This window comes from Archangium sp., from assembly GCF_036389735.1.
Lineage (GTDB): Bacteria > Myxococcota > Myxococcia > Myxococcales > Myxococcaceae > Archangium.
This window is the reverse complement of sequence record NZ_DASVWK010000871.1, coordinates 1-22,482: the sequence shown is the minus strand read 5'-3', so window position 1 is coordinate 22,482 and position 22,482 is coordinate 1. Positions and strand designations below refer to the sequence as shown.

The 22,482-nt window shown below is 70.4% G+C and carries 18 protein-coding genes; 9 read left to right on the top strand and 9 right to left on the bottom strand.

Annotation, left to right across the window (positions count from 1 at the left end):
- Positions 1 to 167 precede the first annotated feature (167 nt).
- The 3 genes from VF794_RS31340 (at position 168) to VF794_RS31330 (ending at position 3,467) form a co-directional block, all read left to right on the top strand.
- Positions 168 to 2,282, top strand: coding sequence for a vanadium-dependent haloperoxidase (locus VF794_RS31340; protein ID WP_331116785.1), 2,115 nt, complete (start codon positions 168 to 170; stop codon positions 2,280 to 2,282).
- Positions 2,283 to 2,352: 70 nt separating this feature from the next.
- On the top strand, positions 2,353 to 2,544 hold the full coding sequence (locus VF794_RS31335; protein WP_331116784.1) for a hypothetical protein: 192 nt from the start codon (positions 2,353 to 2,355) through the stop codon (positions 2,542 to 2,544).
- Positions 2,545 to 2,813: 269 nt separating this feature from the next.
- Entirely contained in the window at positions 2,814 to 3,467 is a 654-nt protein-coding gene (locus VF794_RS31330) for a glutathione S-transferase family protein (protein ID WP_331116783.1), read from the top strand.
- A gap of 52 nt (positions 3,468 to 3,519) precedes the next feature.
- On the opposite strand, the gene VF794_RS31325 is transcribed toward VF794_RS31330, so the two are convergent.
- A complete protein-coding gene (locus VF794_RS31325; RefSeq protein ID WP_331116782.1) occupies positions 3,520 to 3,792 on the bottom strand; it encodes a mersacidin/lichenicidin family type 2 lantibiotic in 273 nt (90 codons plus the stop codon).
- 162 nt (positions 3,793 to 3,954) lie between these two features.
- On the opposite strand from VF794_RS31325, the gene mtnA reads away from it, so the two are divergent.
- Positions 3,955 to 5,070 (top strand): S-methyl-5-thioribose-1-phosphate isomerase, encoded by a 1,116-nt coding sequence (mtnA, locus tag VF794_RS31320; RefSeq protein WP_331116781.1) that lies wholly within the window; start codon positions 3,955 to 3,957, stop codon positions 5,068 to 5,070.
- 32 nt (positions 5,071 to 5,102) lie between these two features.
- Positions 5,103 to 5,723, top strand: coding sequence for a class II aldolase/adducin family protein (locus VF794_RS31315; protein ID WP_331116787.1), 621 nt, complete (start codon positions 5,103 to 5,105; stop codon positions 5,721 to 5,723).
- A gap of 14 nt (positions 5,724 to 5,737) precedes the next feature.
- On the opposite strand, the gene VF794_RS31310 is transcribed toward VF794_RS31315, so the two are convergent.
- Both VF794_RS31310 and VF794_RS31305 read right to left on the bottom strand, forming a co-directional pair.
- A complete protein-coding gene (locus VF794_RS31310) occupies positions 5,738 to 9,133 on the bottom strand; it encodes an ATP-binding protein (protein WP_331116780.1) in 3,396 nt (1,131 codons plus the stop codon).
- A gap of 215 nt (positions 9,134 to 9,348) precedes the next feature.
- Positions 9,349 to 10,845: an MEDS domain-containing protein gene (locus tag VF794_RS31305; RefSeq protein WP_331116779.1), complete on the bottom strand. Its 1,497-nt coding sequence runs from the start codon at positions 10,843 to 10,845 to the stop codon at positions 9,349 to 9,351.
- A gap of 144 nt (positions 10,846 to 10,989) precedes the next feature.
- On the opposite strand from VF794_RS31305, the gene VF794_RS31300 reads away from it, so the two are divergent.
- From VF794_RS31300 to VF794_RS31285, 4 genes are all read left to right on the top strand, one after another.
- The gene (locus VF794_RS31300; protein ID WP_331116778.1) at positions 10,990 to 11,673 is read left to right on the top strand and encodes a hypothetical protein; all 684 of its coding nucleotides are present in this window, start codon (positions 10,990 to 10,992) and stop codon (positions 11,671 to 11,673) included.
- Positions 11,674 to 11,787: 114 nt separating this feature from the next.
- Positions 11,788 to 12,753, top strand: coding sequence for an ArsA-related P-loop ATPase (locus tag VF794_RS31295; protein ID WP_331116777.1), 966 nt, complete (start codon positions 11,788 to 11,790; stop codon positions 12,751 to 12,753).
- Positions 12,750 to 13,865 carry an ArsA family ATPase gene (locus tag VF794_RS31290; RefSeq protein ID WP_331116776.1) on the top strand — a complete coding sequence of 372 codons (1,116 nt, stop codon included), beginning with the start codon at positions 12,750 to 12,752 and terminating at the stop codon, positions 13,863 to 13,865. The genes VF794_RS31295 and VF794_RS31290 overlap by 4 nt, the downstream gene beginning before the upstream one ends.
- Positions 13,866 to 14,029: 164 nt before the next feature.
- Positions 14,030 to 15,304: a CBS domain-containing protein gene (locus VF794_RS31285; protein ID WP_331116775.1), complete on the top strand. Its 1,275-nt coding sequence runs from the start codon at positions 14,030 to 14,032 to the stop codon at positions 15,302 to 15,304.
- Positions 15,305 to 15,311: 7 nt separating this feature from the next.
- On the opposite strand, the gene VF794_RS31280 is transcribed toward VF794_RS31285, so the two are convergent.
- The 6 genes from VF794_RS31280 to VF794_RS31250 all read right to left on the bottom strand — a co-directional run.
- The gene (locus VF794_RS31280; protein ID WP_331116774.1) at positions 15,312 to 16,112 is read right to left on the bottom strand and encodes a Rieske (2Fe-2S) protein; all 801 of its coding nucleotides are present in this window, start codon (positions 16,110 to 16,112) and stop codon (positions 15,312 to 15,314) included.
- Positions 16,109 to 16,696, bottom strand: coding sequence for a YceI family protein (locus VF794_RS31275; RefSeq protein WP_331116773.1), 588 nt, complete (start codon positions 16,694 to 16,696; stop codon positions 16,109 to 16,111). Before VF794_RS31275 ends, VF794_RS31280 begins: the two co-directional genes overlap by 4 nt.
- 42 nt (positions 16,697 to 16,738) lie before the next feature.
- Positions 16,739 to 17,413 (bottom strand): hypothetical protein, encoded by a 675-nt coding sequence (locus VF794_RS31270; RefSeq protein WP_331116772.1) that lies wholly within the window; start codon positions 17,411 to 17,413, stop codon positions 16,739 to 16,741.
- A gap of 169 nt (positions 17,414 to 17,582) precedes the next feature.
- Positions 17,583 to 18,008, bottom strand: a complete 426-nt coding sequence (locus tag VF794_RS31265; RefSeq protein ID WP_331116771.1) for a nuclear transport factor 2 family protein — start codon at positions 18,006 to 18,008, stop codon at positions 17,583 to 17,585.
- A 199-nt stretch (positions 18,009 to 18,207) separates the two neighbouring features.
- Positions 18,208 to 19,926: a LysM peptidoglycan-binding domain-containing protein gene (locus VF794_RS41810; RefSeq protein WP_414640990.1), complete on the bottom strand. Its 1,719-nt coding sequence runs from the start codon at positions 19,924 to 19,926 to the stop codon at positions 18,208 to 18,210.
- A 216-nt stretch (positions 19,927 to 20,142) separates the two neighbouring features.
- On the bottom strand, positions 20,143 to 22,482 hold a 2,340-nt coding region (locus VF794_RS31250), incomplete at its 5' end, for an ATP-binding protein (protein ID WP_331116770.1).

Below are 22,482 nucleotides of genomic sequence, written 5' to 3'. Positions count from 1 at the left end.
GGGTCAATCATTGTAACAAAAATTGGCGGGCCAGATGCCTTGGCGTGCCATTCCCGACCTCAAAATGAGACGCTCCCTCCCCCAGATTCCTCCTGCAAACCCTCCCATGGCGTGACCCTCGCCTACACCTTGAAAGCGGTGCCTCTTACGACCTGACGGGCTCCTCGGTGAAGGTCGAGGTCCTCCAGCCGTTGACCGTGCCGGGTGGAAACACCTATCTGCGCGCGGGCCACTCCAATGACAACGTGAGGTTGATGGCGACCAACGGGAAGCTCATCTGCATCCAGATGGTGGGGGGCGTCACCACCAACCTCGCCAGCGTCCCCTACGACGCGGTGAAACACCGCTGGTGGCAACTGCGGGAATTCGGCGGCACCACCTACTGGGAGGTGTCGAGCGACGGCGAATATTGGAACACGCTGTTCAGCAAGAGCAACCCGGTGGACCTCACCCTGGTCCCTCTCTACCTCCGGGCCCTCACGAACAATCCCACCCCCATGCCGGGCGTGGCCCTCTTCGGCTCGTTCAATGCCCCCGCGAGGAAACTGCCGCGACGGGTGGAGGAGCGGCGCCTGTCGGCCCGGGCCGTGCGCGAGCAGGCCGCGGAGCTCGCCGCCGGGCGGCACCACCCCGCGCACGCCAACAACAACGACGAGGTCAACTACCCGGACCGGCCCTTCATCGGCAGCTACTCCAAGGCCCTGCGGCATGATGCCCTGGGCGATCCGGAGCCCATCTCCTACGGCTCGCTGCTGCGGGCCCTGGAGAGCCGCGACCCGGGGGACTTCGAGGAGATCCTCCAGCCGCCCAACGCCCTGAAGCTCACCAACCCGCAGGCGGGCCTGGCCTTCGAGCTGGAAGGCCCCGACGCCCAGGCCGTCACCCAGCCCCCCGCGCCGCGCTTCGATAGCGCCCACACGGCGGCGGAGATGGGGGAGCTGTACTGGATGGCCCTCGCCCGGGACGTGCCCTTCATCCAGTACGACACCGAGGCCGCTACCGCTGGCAGCGTCCTGGCCCAGGCCATCAACTCGCTGAACAACGAGTTCCGCACGTTCGGTGGCACGGTGCCCGTCACGGCGCAGAACCTGTTCCGGGGCATCTTCCCCGGCGAGCAGGTGGGCCCGTACGTCTCCCAGTTCCTGCTCAAGGGCAACATCGACCCGCGCAAGCCGGATGGGCAGGGGCGTGACGCCAACGAGGGCTTCATCACCTACGGCTCGCGAGTCATCGACCAGCGGCAGTGGACGGTGAAGGGCTTCCCGGAGCTGGGCGCGAACGCCGACTACCTCACCCGCTTCACCGAGGACTGGCTGCCGGTGCAGAACGGCCGGGACGACCGGGGCAAGGATCAGTTCGACATGACGCAGCGCCGCTTCATCCGCAACCTGCGCGATGGGGCCAACTACGTCCACTTCGACCAGGTGGTGGACTCCTGGTGGAACACGGCCTTCTACCTGGTGAGCGAGCCGCTCGGGAACCAGAGCATGGGCAACTCGACGGGCACGGGCCGCCCGCAGGTGGACAAGGAGTTCCCCTGCAACGTGGGCAACCCGTACGATCCGCCGGGGACGGCGGAGGATTCGCGCCGGCAGGTGGGCTTCGCGACCTTCGGCCCGGTGCATCTGCTGCAGGCGCTCATCGAGGTGGGCGGGCGCGCGGCGAGGGCCGTGTGGTGGCAGAAGTGGGGCGTGCACCGGCGGCTGCGGCCCGAGGAGTACGGCGGCCGCGTCGACAACCAGCTCAACAGCCGGCGCACCTACCCGCTCCACACGTCCATCACCACCTCGCTGTCCACGGGAGGGCTGGCCCCCTACTTCCCGGAGCGGTATGGCTCGTACCTGCTGCCGCAGGCGTACCCGGAAGGCTGCCCCACGCACCCGGCCTACGGGGCGGGGCACGCCACCATCTCCGGCGCGTGCGCCACCCTCCTCAAGGCCTTCTTCCACGAGGCCGAGCCCATCCAGAACCCGGTGGTGGCCAGCGCGGATGGCACCACGCTGGTGGCCTACGCGGGCTCGGGCGCGTCGCAGATGACGGTGGGCGGCGAGCTGAACAAGCTGGCCGGCAATATCGCGCTGTTCCGCAGCGCGGCCGGCGTGCATTGGCGCAGCGACTACACGGAGTCGCTGCTGCTGGGTGAGGCGGTGGCCATCGGCCTGTTGCAGGAGATGAGCCTCACCTTCAATGAGGATGACGCCTTCTTCCAGTTCACCCGGTTCGACGGCATCACCGTCCGCATCTACAGCGGCATCGTCGAGCCGCTGGTGATTCACACCTAGGTCCGCCTCACAATCCGACCTGGGCCACTCCGTCCATGTGCCCAGGTCGGGCATCACCAGGAGGCGCATCATGAAGAAGGAGCGAAGCATCCAGGGGCAGGCCCCGCGCGAGCTCGATGAGCACGAGCTGTCCAGGGTCGTGGGCGGTCTCATCGGCCCCGATCAGGACATCGGCGATTATCCCCCCTGGGTCCTGCCCTACATCCGGCTCACGGACCTGAAGCTGAACCGGGCCGTCCTCCAGAAGGTCGCCATCCGCTAAGCCATGGGAACCAAGTTCTTTCAGGGGTGCTCTTGTAGCAAAGAATGGGCACCTTCCGGCCGCGCGCCGTGCCGACTGGTCCGACCATTGGGCCAGTTACTCCCGAGCGCGGCCGGAACCTCCCCCCTGAAGCGACTTGGTTCCCATGGCTTAGCGACAGCGTCGCTCGGTTCCCGCCGAAGGTGTCAGACGACTCGTAGGGCGAGAGGTGTCCGACCGAGTCCTTTGATACCTTCCACGCCAGAGCCGATAGGCCAGGGAGGATGCCGATGATCACCGTGACCGCATTTCGCTGGGTGCCGCCTCTGGCGCAGGGACTCGTGAGGGATCATCGGGTGCGCTGGGCGCTGGAAGAGGCGGGGCTTGCCTATGAGGAGCGGCTGATCGGACCGGCGGACCAGGCCTCCGCGGATTATCGCCGCCTCCAGCCCTTCGGCCAGGTGCCGGTCTACGAGGAGGATGGTCTGACGCTGTTCGAATCCGGCGCCATCGTGCTGCATATCGCGGAAGCGTCGGAGGTGCTGATGCCGTCCGACCCCGCCGCACGGGCGCGTACCATCACGTGGATGTTCGCGGCGCTGAACTCGGTCGAGCCGCACATCCAGAGCCTTGCCCTCATCGACCTCTTCTACAAGAACGAGGAATGGGCGAAGCAGCGCCGCCCTGGCGCGGTCCAGATGGTCGAGAAGAGGCTCGACGACCTCGTCGCATGGCTGGGCGCCCGGGATTGGCTCGAGGACCGGTTCACCGCCGGCGACCTCCTCATGGCGAGCGTGCTGAGCATCCTCCGCCACACCAATCTGGTCGCCGCGCGCCCGGCGCTCGAAGCCTACCGCCTCCGCTGCGAGGCGCGGCCAGCCTTCCAGAAAGCGCTGGCCGACCAGCTGGCGCCGTTCGCGAAGAACGCGCCTCCAGGGGCCTGAAAGCCTCCACCCCAGGCGAGACGTGCTCATCCCCCTCCCTTGGGTGAAGCGGTCAGCAGGGGAAGATGACCGTACAGCCCCGGGCGCTGGGACAGGCGTCCACCGCGCTCCCCTGCGTGATGCACCACCTCGCACGGGTCATGGCGAGCGGAGGCGTGGGCGGACAGGCGGGCACGCCTCCCACGACGTCTCCCATGGCGTCCTCGCCCAGCTCGGTCATGGGTTGACCGGAGGGGTTGTCGGGAAGCGCCTGCCGCTCCTCCGAGGTGAGGTGCGCACGGAACTCCGGATCCTTCCACGCGCGGATGATTGTCTTCGGGTTCATGGTCTTCTCCTCCGGGCGCTCTCGGGTGAGAGGCCCGACAGACGGAGCCATCTCGTGCCAGGTGTGACGGAACCAGCCAACCCCTCGTCCGCCAGCCCCTCCAGGGCATACTGCCCCTGACCCACGCATGCTTGCCCCCAGCCCCAGAAGGAGACGGAGACAATGAAGGTCCACGGTGAGCCGATGCGTACCCTCTGGGTCGAGCCCGATGCCTGGTCGGTCGGCATCATCGACCAGACGCGCCTGCCGCACGTGTTCGCCACGCTGCGGCTCACGACGCTCGACGAGGCGGCCCACGCCATCCGCTCCATGCAGGTGCGTGGAGCGCCGCTCATCGGAGCCACCGCGGCCTATGGGCTCTGTCTGGCCCTGCGCGCGGATGCCTCGGACGGGGCACTCGAGCGGGCCTCGGCGCTGCTCCAGGCCACGCGGCCCACGGCGGTGAACCTGCGCTGGGCGCTCGAGGAGATGAACAGCGCGCTGCGGCCCCTGCGCCCCTCGGAGCGCATCGCCGCCGCGTACCGGCGCGCCGCGGAGCTGTGTGACGAGGACGTGGCCATCAACCGCGCCATCGGGGAGCACGGGCGGGGGCTCCTCGTCTCGGCGTGGGAGCGCAAGGGGCGCCAGGGCCGGGTGAACGTGCTCACCCACTGCAACGCGGGCTGGCTGGCCACGGTGGACTGGGGCACGGCGCTCTCGCCCATCTACCAGGCGCACGACAGCGGGATTCCGGTGCACGTCTGGGTGGACGAGACGCGCCCGCGCAACCAGGGCGCGAGCCTGACGGCGTGGGAGCTCGGCCAGCACGGCGTGCCGCACACCGTCATCGCGGACAACGTGGGCGGCCACCTCATGCAGCACGGCGAGGTGGACCTGTGCATCGTGGGCACGGACCGCACCACCGCACGAGGCGACGTGGCGAACAAGATTGGCACGTACCTCAAGGCGCTCGCGGCGAAGGACAACGGGGTGCCCTTCTACGTGGCATTGCCCTCGCCCACCATCGACTGGGCGCTGGAGGACGGGGTGCGCGACATTCCGATCGAACAGCGCGACGGCCGGGAGCTGGCGGACATCAGCGGGCGGCTGCCCAACGGCGAGGTGGTGACGGTGCGGGTGACGCCCGAGGGCAGCCCCGTGGCCAACTACGGCTTCGACGTGACGCCAGCGCGGTTGGTGACGGCGCTCCTCACCGAGCGCGGGGTGTGCGCGGCCTCGACGGAGGGGTTGCTGTCGCTCTTCCCCGAGCGGCGGCCGGAGCGGGGGACGGGCTCGTGAGCGCGCTCGGGCACCTCGCGCTGCGCGAGGCGATGCTCGCCACGGCGCGGCGGATGAATGCCTCGGGGTTGAACCAGGGCACGAGCGGCAATCTCAGCCAGCGGGTGGACGAGGGTTTCCTCATCACGCCCACGGGGATGGACTACGAGGCGATGGTGCCGGAGGACCTCGTGCTGATGCGCTTCGATGGCGGGCACGAGGGGCACCGCAAGCCCTCCTCCGAGTGGCGCTTCCACCGCGACATCCTGGCCGCGCGTCCCGAGGTGGGCGCGGTGCTACACGCGCACTCGATGTTCTGCACGACGCTCGCGTGCCTGCGCCGGGGGATTCCCTCCTTCCACTACATGGTGGCCATGGGGGGAGGCGTGGACATCCGGTGCGCGCCGTATGCGACGTTCGGCACGGAGGAGCTGTCGCGTCACGCGGTGGCGGCACTGGAGGGGCGCAAGGCGTGCCTGCTGGCCAACCACGGGATGCTCGCGCTCGGCGGGGACCTGGCGGGCGCCTTCAAACTGGCGGTCGAAGTGGAGACGCTGGCGGCCATGTACTGGCGCGCGCTCCAGGTGGGCGAGCCCGTGCTACTCGACGCGGCGGAGATGGCCGTGGTGCTCGAGAAGTTCAAGACGTACGGCCAGCAGCCGGAGCCCAGGTAGGATTCCGACAGGGTTCACCGGCCCAACGCCTTGGACAAAGAGGTGAGAACGGCCAGGAGCTCCACGGGCTCGACTGGCTTGGGCACGTGACTATGGAAGCCCGCGAGCAGCACGCGCGTGCGGTCCTCGACCCGGGCGTAGGCGGTGAGGGCGACAGCGGGCGTGCCGCCTCCCGCGTCACGAGACAGCGCCCGCACCTTCCGGATGAAGGCGTAGCCGTCCTCCTCGGGCATCCCAATGTCGGACACGAGGATGTCCGGCCGCTCCCGCTTCAACACCTCGAACCCCTCCGCGACCGAGGCCGCCGCGAGGACGCTGGCCTTACAGCCCTCGAGCAACGTGCGCAGGTAGTCACGGGTGTCCTCCTCGTCATCCACGATGAGCACGCGCAGGCCCGCGAGCTGGGGCGTGCACGGGATGTCCTCGCCTGACGGGCCCGCGCTCCACGGTTGCGGAATCACGACCTCCTTGCGTAGGGCCACGGAGAGTGGCAGCCGCACGACGAAGGAGGCCCCCTTGCCCTCCTCGCTGAAGGCCTGCACGCCGCCTCCGTGCAGCTCCACCAACTGGCGGACAATGGACAAGCCCAGTCCCAGGCCTCCATGGTTGCGTGTGGTGCTCGCGTCTGCTTGTCGGAACCTGTCGAAGACATGGGGGAGGAAGTCCGAGGAGATGCCCGGGCCCGTGTCCGCGACCGTGATTTCAACCGAGGAGTCACGCCGTTCCACGAGCACCTGGACACGGCCACCCTTGGGCGTGAACTTCACCGCGTTGGAGAGCAGGTTCCACACCACCTGCTGAAGCCGGTGTGCATCCCCCATGACGCGCCCGGTGGAGTCGAGCGCCGTCTGCAAGCGAATCCCCTTGGCGTCCGCCGCCGGGCGCACCGTGTCCAGCGCGGCCTCCACCACCAGGCACATGTCCACCGGCTCCACCTCGAGCTTGAGCTTGCCCGACATGATGCGGCTCACGTCGAGAAGGTCCTCGATGAGCTGGGCCTGGGAGCGGGCGTTGCGCTCCACCGTGGCCAGCGCCCTCTCGTACTTCTCGGGCGGCAGGTTTCCCGTCTTGAGCATCTGTACCCAGCCCAGGATGGCGGTGAGGGGCGTCCTCAGCTCGTGGCTGACGGTGGAGAGGAACTCGTCCTTGAGCCGATTGGCCTCTTCAGCCAGGGCGCGGGCCCGCACTGCCTCCTGGAGACTTGCCTCCAGGGCTTCGCGCCGGCCGATCTCCTGGCGCATCCGCGCGAGCTGGAGGTTGGATTTCACGAGTGCCAGCAACTCGCGGGCGGAGAAGGGTTTCACGAGGTAGTCGTCCGCTCCCGCCTCGAAGCCCTCCACCGCCGACTCCTCCCCGGCACGCGCGGACAGGAGGATGAAGGGGATGGCACGGAGCGTGGCGTCCTGTCGCAGCTCGCGCAGCAGGCCGAAGCCGTCGAGCCCGGGCATCATCACGTCGGAGAGCACGAGGTCCGGGCGCCGGGCCCGAATGGCTTGGAGCGCCTCCCGCCCATCCGCGACGGCCTCCACGTCAAAGGCACTGGCGAGCAGCCCGGAGACGTAGTGCCGAAGGTCCGCGTTGTCGTCGGCGAGGAGGATGCGCGCTCTGGCACCGGCCGTGGCCGCTGGCGGGGCAGGCGTGTCCCCGGGGGTGGGTGTCCAATGGAGTGCCTCCTCGACAAAGGCCCGCGCGGTGCGCCCGGGAGCGCCGTGCCCGACGGGCATCCCGGCGGCAAGCGCGTCAGCGGACGGGTATGCCTTGCCCAGCGGCAGGCTCACGGTGAAACGGCTGCCCTGCCCGGGCTGGCTCTCCACGGACACGTCCCCCCCGTGCATCCGAGCAAGCTCCCTCACCAGGGCCAGGCCGATGCCACTGCCCTCGTGGCTGCGCGAGAAGGCACCTCTCACGCGGTAGAAACGCTCGAAGACGTGGGGAAGCTCCTCGGGGGGGATGCCCTCGCCGGTATCCTCCACTTCCAGGAGGACCGTGGCCCCGGCGACGCGAAGCCGCACGGTAATGCCGCCCGCGCGCGTGTACTTCACCGCGTTGGAGACGAGGTTGAGGACGACCTTCTCCCAGGCCTCCGGGTCCACCCAGACCAGCTCGGGCAGGGGTGGGCAGTCCACGGTGAGCGACAGGCCCACCCGCTGGGCCGCTGACTCGAAGAGACTGGCGGCCTCCCGAGTGAGCTCGGCCAGGTCCATGGGCCGGAGGGTGGCGCGCGCGCGACCCTCCTCGTGGCGCGCGAACTCGAGCAACGTGTTGACCAGCTTCTCCAGGCGCTGGGCGTTTCGCCGCACGAGTTCCACCCACTCGTACTCGCGTGGAGGCAGGGGCTCCTCCTTGTTGGCGAGGCGGTCTTCCACGGGACCCAGGATGAGGGTCAGAGGGGTGCGCAGCTCATGGGAGACGTTGCTGAAGAACGCCGTCTTCGCGCGGTCCAGCTCCGCGAGGGCCTCCATGCGGCGACGCGTCTCGGCCTCGGCGCGCGCGTGGGCGACCGCGACTCCCACCTGCTTCGCCGCCAATCCCAGGAAGCTGGCGTACGCCTCGTCGAGCTTCAGCCGCGGGCTCACCCCCGCCACCATGAGGCCCGCGAGCTCCGCCCGTCCGGGTTGGGGGACAGGCACCACCATGGCCGTGGTGAGCGCCTCGGGCCATGGGCCGGCTCGCAAGCCCGGAAAGCGCTGCTGCACCCCCGTGTCCACGACGGCCTGGCGGGTGTCCAACACCTCGCGAAAAGGCCAGGGAGCCGCTTCAGGCGTTACCCGAGCGGGAGTCAGGGGAGAGGAGGGCTCGAGCCCTGAAAGTGCCGCCAGGGCCGCCGAATGCCCATCCGGCTCCAGCAAATACAGGGCGCAGAAGGGAAGGTCGGCCGGATTGGAGGAGAGCACCCGGGCAGCCAACTCCACCGCTGCCTTGTCGCTCGTCGTTTCGGGAGCGCGCACCGCCATGTCCCGGAGGGTGCGCAGGCGCCGCTCACTCAAGACGCGTTGCGTGGTCTCGGTGCATGTGACGAGGGTGCCTCCAATGCGGCCCGACTCCTCGCGAATGGGGCTGTAACCGAAGGTCCAGAAGACCTCACGGAGGACTCCGTCGCGGGGGATGGCGATGAGCTGGTCCTCCGCCCAGGTCGCTCTGCCCTCCGTCATCACCCCCTGGATGAGAGGGCCGATGACGGGCCAGATCTCCAGCCAGCACTCCTCGCCCCGCTGTCCCATGGCGCTGGGGTGCTTGTCCTCACCGAGGCTCGGGCGGTAGGCGTCATTGTAGAACTGCACCAACTCCGGCCCCCACCACATGAACATCGGCTGGCGGGTGGAGAGGAGGATGGACAGGGCCGTGCGAAGCGACTGGGGCCACCCCTCCACGGGGCCCACGGGCGTGTTCGCCCAGTCCACCTGCCGCATGAGGGCACCGCATTCCCCGCCACCGACCAGGACTTCGGCGATCTCGTTGTTACCCCTTTCGGGCCGCGCTCCCATGAGACGCTGAAGGTACGTCTTGGAACACGTCCCGGGGGAGGTTTCGCCTCTACTTGCCCGAGGAGCAACCTACAAGGGACGACTTCCAAGTGGGGAATAGGGCACGTGCGCCAAGAGATGTCGGTTGTTGGCGTGGTGATTCAGGCCGCGTGCTCCGGGCTCCTCGGCAGGACCACCCGGAACGTCGCGCCCCTCCCCGGCTGGCTCTCCGCCTCGATGTGCCCCTCCATCGCCTCCACCATCTGCCTCGCGATGTAGAGCCCCAGCCCCAGCCCTCCGTAGTGCCTCCCCGACACCGCCCGCTCGAACTTGCCGAAGATGCGCATCAGGTGCTCCGGCTCGATGCCGATTCCCTCGTCCCTCACCTCCAGCACCGCCTGCCCCGGCCCTCCCTCCACCTTCACGCGCACCGGCCGGCCCGCTCCGTACTTCAGCGCGTTCGACAGCAGGTTCGTCACCACCTGCTCCAGTCTCAGCCGGTCCCACCTCCCCATCACCGGCAGCTCCGCCTCCACCTCCAGCGGGCTTCCCACCCTCTCGCCCTGCTGCGCGAAGCCCTCCACCACCTCCCGCGCCACCTCCGCCAGGTCCACGTCCTCCCAGCTCAGCAGCAGCTTGCCCGCCGCCAGCCGCGACACATCCAACAGGTCGTCCACCAGCCCCGTCAGCTTGCGCAGCTGGTGCTCCGCCCCCTCCACCACCCGTGCCACCCGCTCGCGCGGCACGTGGGCGATCGTCCCCTCCGCCTCCCGCCTCAGTGCCTGCAACCGCAGGTGCAGCGGCGTCAGCGGCGTCTTCAGCTCGTGTGACGCCACCGACAGGAAATCGTCACGCGCCCGCACCGCCTCGCGCGCCTCCTCGTACAGCCGCGCGTTCTCGTCCGCCTGCCTCGCCAGCCGCGTCCCCAGTGCCACCAGCGTCCGCTCGGATGCCCTCACCCGCCGCAGCTGCGTCAGCATCCACTCCACCCGCCGCGCCGCCGACTCCTCCCCCAGCAGCATCTCCGGCGACTCGAAGAAGAGGTTGTCGAACACCTCGTCGCCAATGAAGACCAGCGGGTGCGCGCGCAGCACGTCGCGGATGACCTCCGGCCGGAAGCGGCCGCGGTGGTACTGGCACACCGTCAGCGCCCGCGAGCCCGGCAGGTAGCGGTTGAGCAGCGCCTCGTAGCGCAGGAACCGCTCGCAGCCCGAGGCCGAGCTCAACGTCCACGTCATCTCCCCCGTGGTCCGCAGTCCGGTGAAGCCCTCCCGCAGCGCCTCGTGCTCCAGCTCCTGGATGAGGCGAACCATCCGCTCCGGATTGAACGCCACCGGGTACCCGAAGACGTCGCGGTAGGAGAGGAAGACGAGCGCATGGCGCGCCCGCTCGCCCTCCACATCCACCCCGTGCGCCTCCAGCATCGCGGCCAGCTCCCGCTCGCCGTGCTCATCCAGCGCGTACACGCAGCGCTCCCCTCGCTCCAGCCCCTGCTTCAGGTAGGGCACCAGCGCCGCCACGTGCTCCTCGAGGTGCTCGTAGATGAGGCAGAGGTGGTCTCCCACCCCCATGCGGGTGAGCTGCTGGGATGTCTCTCCCACCGCCACTCCCGCCTGGTGCAGCGACGGGCTGGAGCCCAGTGGGGCGCTCTCCTGCATGACGCCCTCGGGGGAAGCGAGCCTTGTCGGCCGTCCACCTCCACAGGTGTGCATGCCCCCCCGCACAGGCAAGGTCCGAGGCCCAGGACATGTCAGACCCATCCGTTAATGTCTTCACATCACGACGTATCAGGGAGGCACCTCATGGATGGACTCAGGACGTCACCTCACGTCTCGGTGAACAAGCTGGGGCGCTACCTCACGGCGACGCCCGCGCTGCGCAAGCGGCTCATCCACGCGCAGAAGCATCCGCCCGAGCCGCAGTACCTTCGCTACCCCGAGGCCGCCCATGCCATCTCCGACTTCCTGTGCCGCGGCCAGGACGAGGCGCTCCTGCGCCAGCACCAGCACCGGCTCGTCACCGGCGTGCACCTGGATGAGTTCGAGGCGCACCGCGCCCAGTTGTGCGTCGAGGCCATCGAGCGCTACCGCGAGCTGCACCCGCGCCTGGGCCTGCGGGGCGTGGTGGCCAGCGAGGTGGGACACGAGCCGCCCCCCCTGCTCATGGCGGGCGTGAGCATCCGCGTCTGGCCCCAGGTGGTGCTCCAGGCCATGGACCGTCACGGCCACAACAAGGTGGGGGTGATGAAGCTGTATTTCTCCAAGCACCACCCCCTCGATGAGCGCTCGGGGCAGTACATCGCCACGCTGCTGGGGGCCTTCGCCGAGCAGCACCTGGGCTCGCTGGGCCCCGTGGACACCCGGCTGGTGCGCGTGGTGGATGTGTTCGCCGGACGCGAGTACCTGGCCCCCAAGGCCCGCACGCGTCGACTGTGCGACGTGCAACTGGCTTGCGAGGAGATCGCCGCCCGCTGGCCCGTGCAGTAACGTATGTCTTGCCCGCCCGCGGGCTGACGTCCCGGGGGCGGGTTGACTTGTCGCCAGGGGGTCGGGTCGTTAAGACTCCTCTCCCTGCACGACTCACCGGGAGGGGCGACGGCTTTGCTGGACGCACTGTGGCAACGGCGGGCGCTGCTCGTCTCGGGCAAGGGTGGAGTGGGGAAGACGACGCTCGCGGCGGCGCTCGCGCGCGCGGCCGTGGCCTCGGGCAAGCGGGTGCTGCTGGCCGAGGTGGAGGTGTCCTCGGACGAGCAGGACGGCCCCTCGCCACTGGCCACGCTGGTGGGTGCACGCGAGCCGGGCCCCCGCGTCACCGAGGTGAGCCCCGGCCTGTCCTTCGTCCGCCTGTCCCCCATCGAGGGCCAGCGCCTCTTCCTCCAGGAGGTGCTGCCGCTGCGGATGATGGCCGAGGCCGCCCTGCGCATGCGCGCCCTGCGCCGCTTCCTCGAGGCCGCCCCCGCCCTGCGCGAGATGGGCGTGCTCTACCAGATGCTCCACCTCATCCGCCGCACCCGGCCGGATGGCAGCCCCCTCTACCCGCTCACCCTCCTGGATCTGCCGGCCACCGGCCATGCGCTCGCCCTGGCGGCGCTGCCCGACGCGCTGCTGTCCGTCATGCCCGGCGGGCCCATCGGGCGCTCGGTGCGCGAGGGCATGGGCCTGCTCAGGGACCCCGCCCTCACCGGCGCCCTGCTCGTCACCCTGCCCGAGCCGCTGCCCGTCAGCGAGACGCTGGAGCTGGCCACCGCCATCCAGCGCCACCGCATCCCCCTCGCCGCGGGCGTGCTCAACCGCGTGCCGGAGAATCCCTTCTCGCCGGATGGGCGCGCCGCCGTGGAGAAGCTGCTGGACGCGCATGGGCCCCACCGGGGACAGCGAGCCCTCGGACGGTTGGACCGGGCGCGCGCCGCCGAGGCCCGGCTCGCGGGCAACCTCCCCGCCCCCCTCTTCACCGTGCCCGATCTGCCCGCCACCGGCATGCAACTGGTGGAGCAGCTCGCCCAGCACCTCCTCCTCCGTCCCGCACCACACGCGCCCTCGAGAGAGCGCGCGGGAGCCCAGTCATGAGCCTCCAGTCCCTGCTGCGAGAGAAGCGTGTCCTGGTGCTGTGCGGCGCCGGAGGCGTGGGCAAGACGACGACGGCGGCGGCGCTCGGGGTGGCCGCGGCGCGCGCGGGCCGCAAGGTGCTGGTGCTCACCATCGACCCGGCGCGGCGGCTCGCCGAGGCCATGGGCCTCACCGAGGGCGGCTCCGAGCCCACCCCCATTCCCGCCGAGCGGCTCTTCGCGGGCCAGGAGCCCGGCACCGGCCGGCTCGACGTGTGGATGTTGGACCCGCGCGTCGTCTTCGAGCGCTTCGTCAAGCGGCTGTCGCCCACCCCCGAGGCCGCGCGCACCATCCTGGACAACCGCCTCTACCGCTTCCTGTCGGACCTGGTGGCGGGCATGCAGGAGTACGCCGCGGCCGAGGCGCTCGACAACTTCCTGGACGAGGGCCGCTACGAGCTCGTCGTCCTGGACACGCCGCCCAGCCGCCACGCCCTGGACTTCCTGGAGGCCCCGGGCCGGCTGGCGCGCTTCCTGGATGACCGGATCGTCTCGCTCTTCCTCCCGGAGGAGAAGGGACGTGGGGGACGGCTGTGGCGCAAGACGTCGCAGCTGCTGGGCAACGTGCTGGGAGGCATCTTCGGTGACGGCTTCACCCAGGAGATGCGCACCTTCATGGGGGCCTTCAGCGGGCTGTTCGCCGGCATCCGGCTGCGGGCGGATCGGCTGCGCTCGCGGCTGTCCTCGCCGGACGCCTCCTTCCTGCTGGTGACGTCCCCGGAGGAGGCCTCGCTGGAGGAGGCCTCGTACTTCCGGGACATGCTGCGCGAGAAGGGGCTGCCCTTCGCCGGCTACGTGCTCAACCGGAGCTGGGCGCGCGAGGACGCGCTGGAGCCCCCCGAGTCCCTGCTGCGGCACGTGGAGGACGATGGCGCGGCGCGCGACGGGGTGAAGGCGCTCATCCAACTCGCCGAGAGCGAGCGCGCCCGCGCCGAGGCCCACCGGGGACTGCTGGCCCGGCTGGCCGAGCGGCTGCCCGCGGGCGCGGTGGCCGTGGCCGCTCCCGAGGCCGGGGGTGAGCTGGAGGACTTCGGCGGGCTGGTGCGCCTGGGCGAGGCCCTCGCCACGCACTGAGGCCCTGTACCCGAGGGTAGCCCGTTGTCGGGCGCCGGGCACTCGGACGGTGGGGACGTGCCCGTGGGCGGACAGCACGGGCGGCACCCACGGGAGACCCCCTTGGAAGACGCGGGCTTCGTGTCGAGCCTTCGGCGTCCACATCCGAGCAGGAGGTCTGACACATGGCCCAGAGGCCCACCGACGATGGCCGGGATGTCCCGGCACGCACCTCGCCGCCCAACGGCACCCCCCTGAGTGAACGGGAGCGGGAACGTCGTGCCGCGGAGGCCCCGCCGGGCTCCCGCGAGCGCTCCGAGTCCGATGCCACCGGCTGGAGCCCCGAGCGCGATGAGGATCCCTCCGCGCGCCAGGGCCGCTACCACCGCGCCGCCAGGCTGCGCCTGTCCCAGCCGCGCACCGAGGTGGGCGCGCCGCCGCCCGAGCACGATACCTCGCACCAGGAGGGCCAGCGGGGCCGGCGGTGGCCCTGGAGCCGGAGCCGACCCGCCGTGCCCCCGCCGGGCGATGCCTCCGCCCCCTATGGGCCCTATGGCCGGGACGACCGCGCGGCCTACTCCTCGAGCGGACAGGGCATGGGGCCGCTGCTGGGCGACCAGGAGACCTACCACTCCCTGGACAGGCCCCACACGCCTCGGGACTACCGCCCGTGGGATCGCACCGGCCCGGGCGCCGACACGCCTCCGCTGGGGCGGGGCCCGTACACGGAGCCCGGCGGGCGCGAGACGTTCCACACCGACGGCGAGGAGCAGCGGGTGCACGAGGAGCGGGTGCACCACGGCGGGCGCAACGAGCGGGACTTCGCGCCGCGCCACCCCGAGGACCGACCGCGGCACGAAGGGCGCGGGGAGCGGGACCTCGGGCCGCGTCACACCGAGGAGCGACGCGACCCGGGCGAGTACTCGGAGCTGGTGGGCATGGGCCAGCGGCCTCCGGCGCGTGAGGCCCGGCCGGAGTCGGAGACGGGCCGCCGGGGCCGCTGGAAGCGCGAGCCGCTGACGGCGCGCGAGCTGATGACGCGCAACGTGAAGACGGCCCGGCTCGAGAGCAGCCTGCGCGATGTGGCGCGCATCATGAAGGACGAGGACTGCGGCATCGTCCCGGTGGTGGACGAGCGCGGGCGGCTCCGGGGCCTCATCACCGATCGGGATCTCGTCATCCGCACGCTGGCCGAGGGCCGACCGCCGGACACCCTGCTCGCGCGGGACATCATGACGGACGACGTGGAGGCGGTGACGCCGGACGAGGACATCCACGGCATCATCGCGCTGATGGGCCAGCGGCAGGTGCGTCGCGTCCCGGTGGTGGAGCGGGATGACCGGCTGGTGGGCATCATCGCGATGGCGGACATCGCCACCCGGGCGGACTCCGACGAGGAGCTCCAGAACGCGCTGGACCGCATCTCCGCGCGGCGCTCGTTCTGGAGCCGCCTCTACTAGCCGGGGCTCAGCTGATGGCCACGAGCACGCCCGAGGCGTCGCTCGTGGCCGTGAACCGCTGGAGCGGGCCCGTGGCGAGGGCTGGCCCCGCCGTCACCTCGCCCGTCTGGGTGAAGCGCGAATCGTGGCAGGGGCACAGCAGGTCCCGCCCCGCCTCGTCATAGGAGACGGGGCACTGCTGGTGGGTGCAGATGCCATCCACCGCCGAGTACGTCCCGCCCTCGAGCGCGAAGACGAAGAGGAGCCTGCCGTAACCCTCGGGGACGCCCTGCACCACGCTGCCCGCCGTCCGCAGCTGGGGGTAGAGCGAGAAGGGGAAGAAGAGCTTCCCGTCCACGACGGCGGGAAAGTCCGTGTCACCGGCCTTGAAGTCGATGAGCAGCTCGCCCTTGTCCGCATCGAAGCGCGCGACGAAGGCCGTCAGCGGCGCCTTGGCGGGCGGGTTCGTCACCTGGCCCTGCAGCGTGAAGCGCGAGAGATGGCACGGGCAGACGATCTCCCCCTGCTCGAAAGCCAGCGGGCAGCCCGAGTGCGTACAGGTGCTGGACACCACCGCGTACTGGTTGCCTCCCGGGTGGGTGACGAGCAGGTTCTGCTCGCCGGGCACGCGCAGGGTGATGGCCCCGCCCTCGCGCGCCAGATCCGGGTAGCGACTCACGAGCAGCCGCACGCGCCCGTCGTCGTCCTTGTTCGCGTTCGCCACCGGCGCGGGGGAGATGTCCGGCGCGCACCCGGCCAGTCCCGTCGCCGCAGCGCCCGCTCCCGCTCCCGCCAGTCCCCGGAGAAAACCTCGACGACTCGTGCTCACTTCCCCTCCTCCTTCAACTGGAACTTCGTCTCCAGGTCGAGCGCGTCGTCCACCTTCACCATCAGCAGCGAGGGGCGCTCCACCTTGAAGGCCTCCAGGCTGACCTGGAACCTGCCCTCGGCCGTCACGTCCCTGGCCGAGGTGAACACCACCTTCATGGGCACCTCCACCGGCTGCTTCACGCCGTGGAAGGTGAGCTGGCCCTTGAGCACCACCGCCTGCTCCGAGGGGAACGTGGTGGGCACCTTCACGCCGCTGGCCAGGCCCCTGAACTCGATCAGGGGGAACTTCGCGGCCTCGGTGGACTCCTTCATGTTGGCATCGCGGTTCTCGTTGCCCGAGTCGAAGTCGGCCACGTTGGCGCGCACGGCCACCTGGAGGGTGCCGTCGGGAAGGAGGCGGGCCTTGCCCTCGGTGGGCTTCGCCGTGCCCTCCACCACGTGCAGCCTGTGCTTGAGGCGGTAGGTGAGGGCGCTGTCACCGAGTTGCACGGAGTACAGGCGCGCGGCGTTGGCGGCCTCTTGAGCCAGCGCGGGAAAGGACAACAGCAGGGTGGCCAGCACGGCCAGGGACGAGCGTTTCACGGGAAACTCCAGGGACTCTCGATGTGGATTCCAGACTCGAATTCAGAAGGCGATCATCAGGGCGCCAGCGGCCACCGCGCCCATCGTCGTGAAGCCGAGCACCTGATGGGTACGAGCCAGGGCCACCTGTGACAGCTGGCCTTCCCGGCCCTCCGTCAAGCGGCCGAGGACCACCTGGGAGAGCATCCCGGCGGTAGCGATGGACATGAAGATCTTGTGGAAGGTGATGGTGTCCCAGCGGAAGTCCTTCTTGAAGGGCGTGGGCGCCAGCAGGCCGAGCAGGCCCGTCGTGGTGAAGAGCGTGCTCGAGCCCACCACGAACCCGGTATGCCAGCCGCGGTACTTCCCGGTGTCACCGAAGCCGCGGTAGCGGTCATCGAAGTTGAGCTGTCCCACCACCACCGTGGCGGCCAGCGTGAGGGCGGTGGCGAGGCCCAGGGTCTGGTGCACCTTGAGCATGGTGCGGCGGCGGGCCATCGCCCGCGTCAGCGCCGGGTCCACCGCCAGCGGCGTCTCGGCCGCGAGCGAGGGCTCCAGCAGATCGAAGTCCATCGACGGCTCCTCCGGAGGATTCACCGGCGCATCCGCCGGCTTCGGCTCGGAGGGCTTCGACTCGGCGGGCTTCGACGCGGCGGGCTTCTTCTCGGCGGCCTGGGCGCGCGAGACCGGAGCAGCGAGCAGCGGAATCAACAGGGCGGCAACGACGGAGCGGAACATCTCTTCCCCTCGGACAAGACGAAACACCGCCGTTCAGTATGCGTGAACGGTCGTCCGCTCGCATGTCGAAGTATTACGAGGAGAGGATGCTCGGGGAGGGTTCTCCCCCCGAGTCGTACTCGCAGGCAATTCTTCCAACGCCTCGAGAGAAAAGGCGTGGGTGTCCGGTTCAGGCCGGCGCGGTGGCGGGAGGCTCCGAGCGCTGCGCGGTGCCGTGCGACAGCTCCAGGCCCAGCACACGCGGGTCGAAGTAGGCGTAGAAGCGCGCGATGCGATCGCCGTCCCACTCGATGATGGAGACGCCCTCGTAGTCCACCGCCGCGCCGTTGTGCGCGGTGCCGCTGGACTCCCACTCCAGGGCCACCCGGTCCCCGGCTTCGATCATGTTGCGGAAGGTGGACTTCACGTGGCGCAGCATGCCCTTGTACTCGCGCCAGAACTCGCGTGCTCCCTCGCGCCCGTGGAAGGTACGGCGGGAGGCCACGTTGCTCACCTGCGAGTCCTCGCCGAACAACTCCAGCAGCGACTCCAGGTCTCCGCTCTCCTCCAGCTTCGTCAGGGCTTCCACGAACCGCTGCGCTCGCTCCGTCGCCATGGGGGTTCCTCGCTCTCGCCCCGACAGGGGCCTCACGAGTCGGAGGGTGCGCATGGCCCTTCCCGGGTGCCTTCTCCGCCGCCTGCCCGCTCGCTCAGCGGGGCGCTGAAAAGACGACGGGCCGCGGCAGGGAAGGCAGCCGCGGCCCGCTCGGACCCCCCACCCTGAAGGGAGGGGGGCATGTGTGATTCAAGGTTGGCTAGTTGAGCACGTCGAGCGCGCGCGCGTAGTACTTCTGGCGGTCGGCGAGCCCGTTGTAGCCGCCGTTGATGCGGCGGGTGACTTCCTTGAAGTTGCCCGCGTCGGCGTAGGAGTTGAGGTTGCGGGTGTTCCAGAACCAGGCGGCGGTGCGGAAGCCCACCTCGGGGGTGGCGGCGCTCTTGGGGTTGTTGATCAGGTCCAGGCCCAGGGCCTTGCCGGCGGCCGCGTAGTTGGAGCGACCGGTCAGCTGGATGGGGCCACGGCCCTTGAAGCGCACGCCGTCACCACGCTGCGTGTTGCCCAGGTCGCGGCGACCCTCGTAGGCGGCACCGGAGGCGATCTCCTCCATGTAGCGGAACTCGCCACTCTCGTGGGCGAGCTGCGCGACGAAGGCGGCCTGGCGCTTGGGGGTGTTGATGCCGGCCTCGGCCATGGCGCGGTTGAGGTGGGGCAGGTACTGCTGCGCCTTGGCGTCCGACAGGTTCGGCATGATCTTCTTCAGCTGCCCGAGGGACAGGCCGCCCTTGGTGCTGCCGGGCTCCGTGGGGCCGACCACGGGGCCAGCGCCGCCGGTGCTGCCGGTGCCACCCGAGCCGCCCACCTTGGCGCCGAGCTTCTCGAAGGCCGCGCGGGTCTTGGGCCCGTAGTAGCCGGTGTCCGGCACGCCGTGGGCGCGCTGGAACTCCTTGAGGGCCCCCTGCGTCTTGGGCCCGAAGACGCCCGGACCGGTGTTCATCTCGGCCTGGCTCATGTGGCCGGCCTTCACCAGGGCGCGCTGGAGCAGCTCCACGTTCTTGCCCTTGGCGCCCTTCTCCAGGTCGCCGGCGGGCAGGGCCAGGCCCTTGACGGAGCCGCCCCTGGAGGGAGCGGGAGCCGAGGGAGCGGGGGCGGAGCCGCCGCCGGCCGGAGCCGTGCCCGGACGCGGGTTGCCGCCCGAGAAGGTCACCAGCTCACCGGTGCTCTTGTAGTTGCTCGGGCCGCCCGAGAGCCGGCCGTTCTGCATCTTGAGGGCGATCTCCTTGCCGGTGGCGGGATCGTTGGCGAAGTAGGTGTCGCCCTTGCGGTGGGTGACGGTGATCCAGTGGTCGGTGCCGTTGGCGCCGCCGTTGGAGCCGGCCTTGTAGTCCACGCCGAGGACGACGGGGCGGCCGGCGTCGATCTGCTTGTTGATGTTGGCCGCGGTCAGGGGGGTCTTCGCGGCGCCCAGGCCGGCCATCTTCGCGGCGGCGCCCCAGATGAGGCCGTTACCGGAGTAGCCACCGTTCTTGTCGAGGTGCGCGTCGAGCTCGCCGGGGTTGATGACCTTGCCGGAGATCTTGCTGATGGCCATGGCGGTGGACGTCATGGCGCAGCCGGCGGCCGAGAGGGAGGAGCTGGTGCCGAGGGTGCGACCGCCCCACTGCGCATCGCCCTGACGGAACATGGGGGTGCCGTCGGCGGAGGTGGGGAACTTGCGACCGTCGTCATCGCGCACCGGGCCGGCGGCCTGGGAGGAGCCAGCGGCGGGCTTCTCGAAGCTGTCGCCCTTGGCGGGCTTGGACGCGGCGGGACGGCTGGCCGGCTTGTCGAAGGAGTCGGGGACCTTCAGCTTCTGCCCGACGAGGATCTTGTTCGGATCCCGGATGTTGTTCGCCTGGGCGAGCTTGTCGACGGAGGTGTTGAACTTCTTGGCGAGGACCGAGAGGGTGTCGCCACGGCGGACAGCGTAGGTGCTCACGGGGAGCTCCGAAGGAAGGGGTGGGAGTGAAGCGCTGATTTCATTCTCGCAGCGACCGAGAAAAGGTTGCTGGGGGGCCCCCAGAATATTGCGATTTTCCTTGAGAGCGCGCGCAAGGGCCCGAAATCAGGGCAAATCCGCACTCGGCGCGGAGAGCGCCGGGGCTGCCGGTGAAGGGAACGGGGGTTGACCGGCACGGATCATCGTGCCGACAGCTCACGCCGTGCGTGCGCCCACGTCGCCGCGTCCGGCGAGCCGCGCCACCGCCTCGATGAGCGTCGCCGGCTCCAGGGGCTTGGACAGGTGCACCTGGAAGCCCGCGCGGTAGGCCCGCCGCGCGTCCTCCGCGCTCGCATACGCCGTGAGGGCAATGGCCGGCACCCACTGGTCCCTCGCCTCGGCCCAGGCCCTCACCCTCCTTAATAGCGAGTGCCCGTCCTCTCCCGGCAGACCGATGTCCGACACCAGCACGTCCGGCAGCGACGTCTTCAGCCGCTCCATCGCCTCGCTCGCGTTGCTCGCCGTGCTCACCTGCGCGCCCCGCTCACGCAGCATCAGAGCAATCAGCTCCCGCGCGTCCGGCGCGTCCTCCACCAACAGCACCGACACCCCGTCCAGCTTCACCGCCGGCACCGCCGCCTCCGCTCCCGGCAGGGCCTCGGCCTGCGCCTCCGGCAGCACCGCCGGCACCGGCAGCGTCACGATGAAGGTGCTCCCCTTGCCCTCTCCCGCGCTCTCCGCCCGTACCCCGCCCCCGTGCAGCCCCACCAGGTGGTGCACGATGGCGAGCCCCAACCCCAGCCCGCCGTGCTCGCGCGTGGCCGAGCCGTCCGCCTGCCAGAAGCGCTCGAAGAGGTGCGGCAGCGACTCGGCGCGAATGCCCTTGCCCGAGTCCGTCACCCGCACCCGCAGCTCCTGCTCGCTGCGGTCCACCCGCACCACCACCCGCCCGCCCGTCGGGGTGAACTTCACCGCGTTCACCAGCAGGTTCCAGCACACCTGCTGCAGGCGTCCCGGGTCTCCCACCAGCATCGCCGTGCCGTTGCCGCCCACGTCCACCTCGAGCGACACCGACACGTTCTTCTGCTCCGCGTGCGGCCGCACCACCTCCACCGCCGCCTGCACCACCCCCACCAGATCCACGCCCTTGCGGTGCAGCGTCAGCTTGCCGGTGATGATGCGCGACACGTCCAGCACGTCTTCAATCAGCTGCGCCAGCGTGCGCGCGTTGCGCTCGATGACGGCCAGCCCCTTGTCCACCGCCTTGGCGTCGTTCTGCCGGCCGCGCAGCATCTGCGTCCAGCCCAGCACCGCCGTCAGGGGCGTGCGCAGCTCGTGGCTCATCACCGCGAGGAACTCGTCCTTGGCGCGGTTGGCCGCCTGCGTCTCCGCCATCAGCCGCGTGTTCTCCAGCGCCACCGAGGCCATGCGCGCCAGCTGCACGAGGATGGCCTCGTCCTCGGAGCTGAAGTCCCCGTCGTAGCGGTCCGACAGCTGGATGAGGCCCAGGTTGCGCCCGTCCCGGCCCACCAGCGGCGCCGCCAGCCAGCCGCGCATGGGCGGGTGCCTGGCCTTGTGCCGGCCGAAGCCGCCCCACGCCGGGTGCGCCTCCAGCTCCGGCTGCGTCAGCCGCATGGGCACGTTCAGCCGGCACACCCACGAGTAGATGCCCGTGCCGTCCGGGGATTCCTTCCACTCGCGCCAGGCCGCGTACTTGTCCGACATCGAGGTGGCGTGCACCGCCTGCGCCCAGCCCTCCAGCGACAGGCTGGTGACGGCCTGGTGGGCCCCAATCACCTCGCGCGCCTGCTCGGTGATGGCCCGCAGCACGTGCTCGACGGAGTCCGCCTCGCTGATGACGAGCGCCGCGCTGGCCAGCCCCTGCAACTGAAGGGCGTGGCGCTGCTCGCGCGTGAGCAGGCGCTCCAGCTCGGCCTCGTCCTGGCGCTGGCGCGTCACGTCCCGGTGGGCTCCCACCCACTCGCGCACCCGGCCGTCCTTCTCCAGCACCGGCACCGCGCGCGCCAGCATGTCGCGGTACATCCCATCCTGGCGCCGCAGCCGGTACTCCAGCTGGAAGGGGGTGCGCGTGGCCAGCGAGGCCTCCCAGGCCCGCACCGTGCGATCCCGGTCCTCCGGGTGCACCGCGTCCAGCCAGCCCCAGCCCTGGTACTCCTCGCGCGCCTGCCCGGTGAAGGTGCTCCAGCCCGGCTGCTCCTCGACGAACTCTCCCGAGGGCGGCGTGGCCCAGATGATGTCCGAGGTGGCCGTCACCAGCGAGCGGAAGCGCTGCTCGCTGTAGCCCAGGTCCCGCGCGAGCGCCTCGGCGGTACGGCGCGAGCGCACCAGGTCCGTCACGTCATAGGCGAAGATGGCCACGCCCTCGACCCGCCCGGCGGCATCGCGCTGCGGGTGGTAGGCGATGTCGAAGTACATCTCCTCGGGCGGCGAGCTGGCCGGACGCGCCAACCGCACCGGCCGGGCCCGGCCCACGTAGGAGTGGCCGGTGGTGAAGACCCGGTCCATCACCTCGAAGACGCCCTGGCCCCCCAGCTC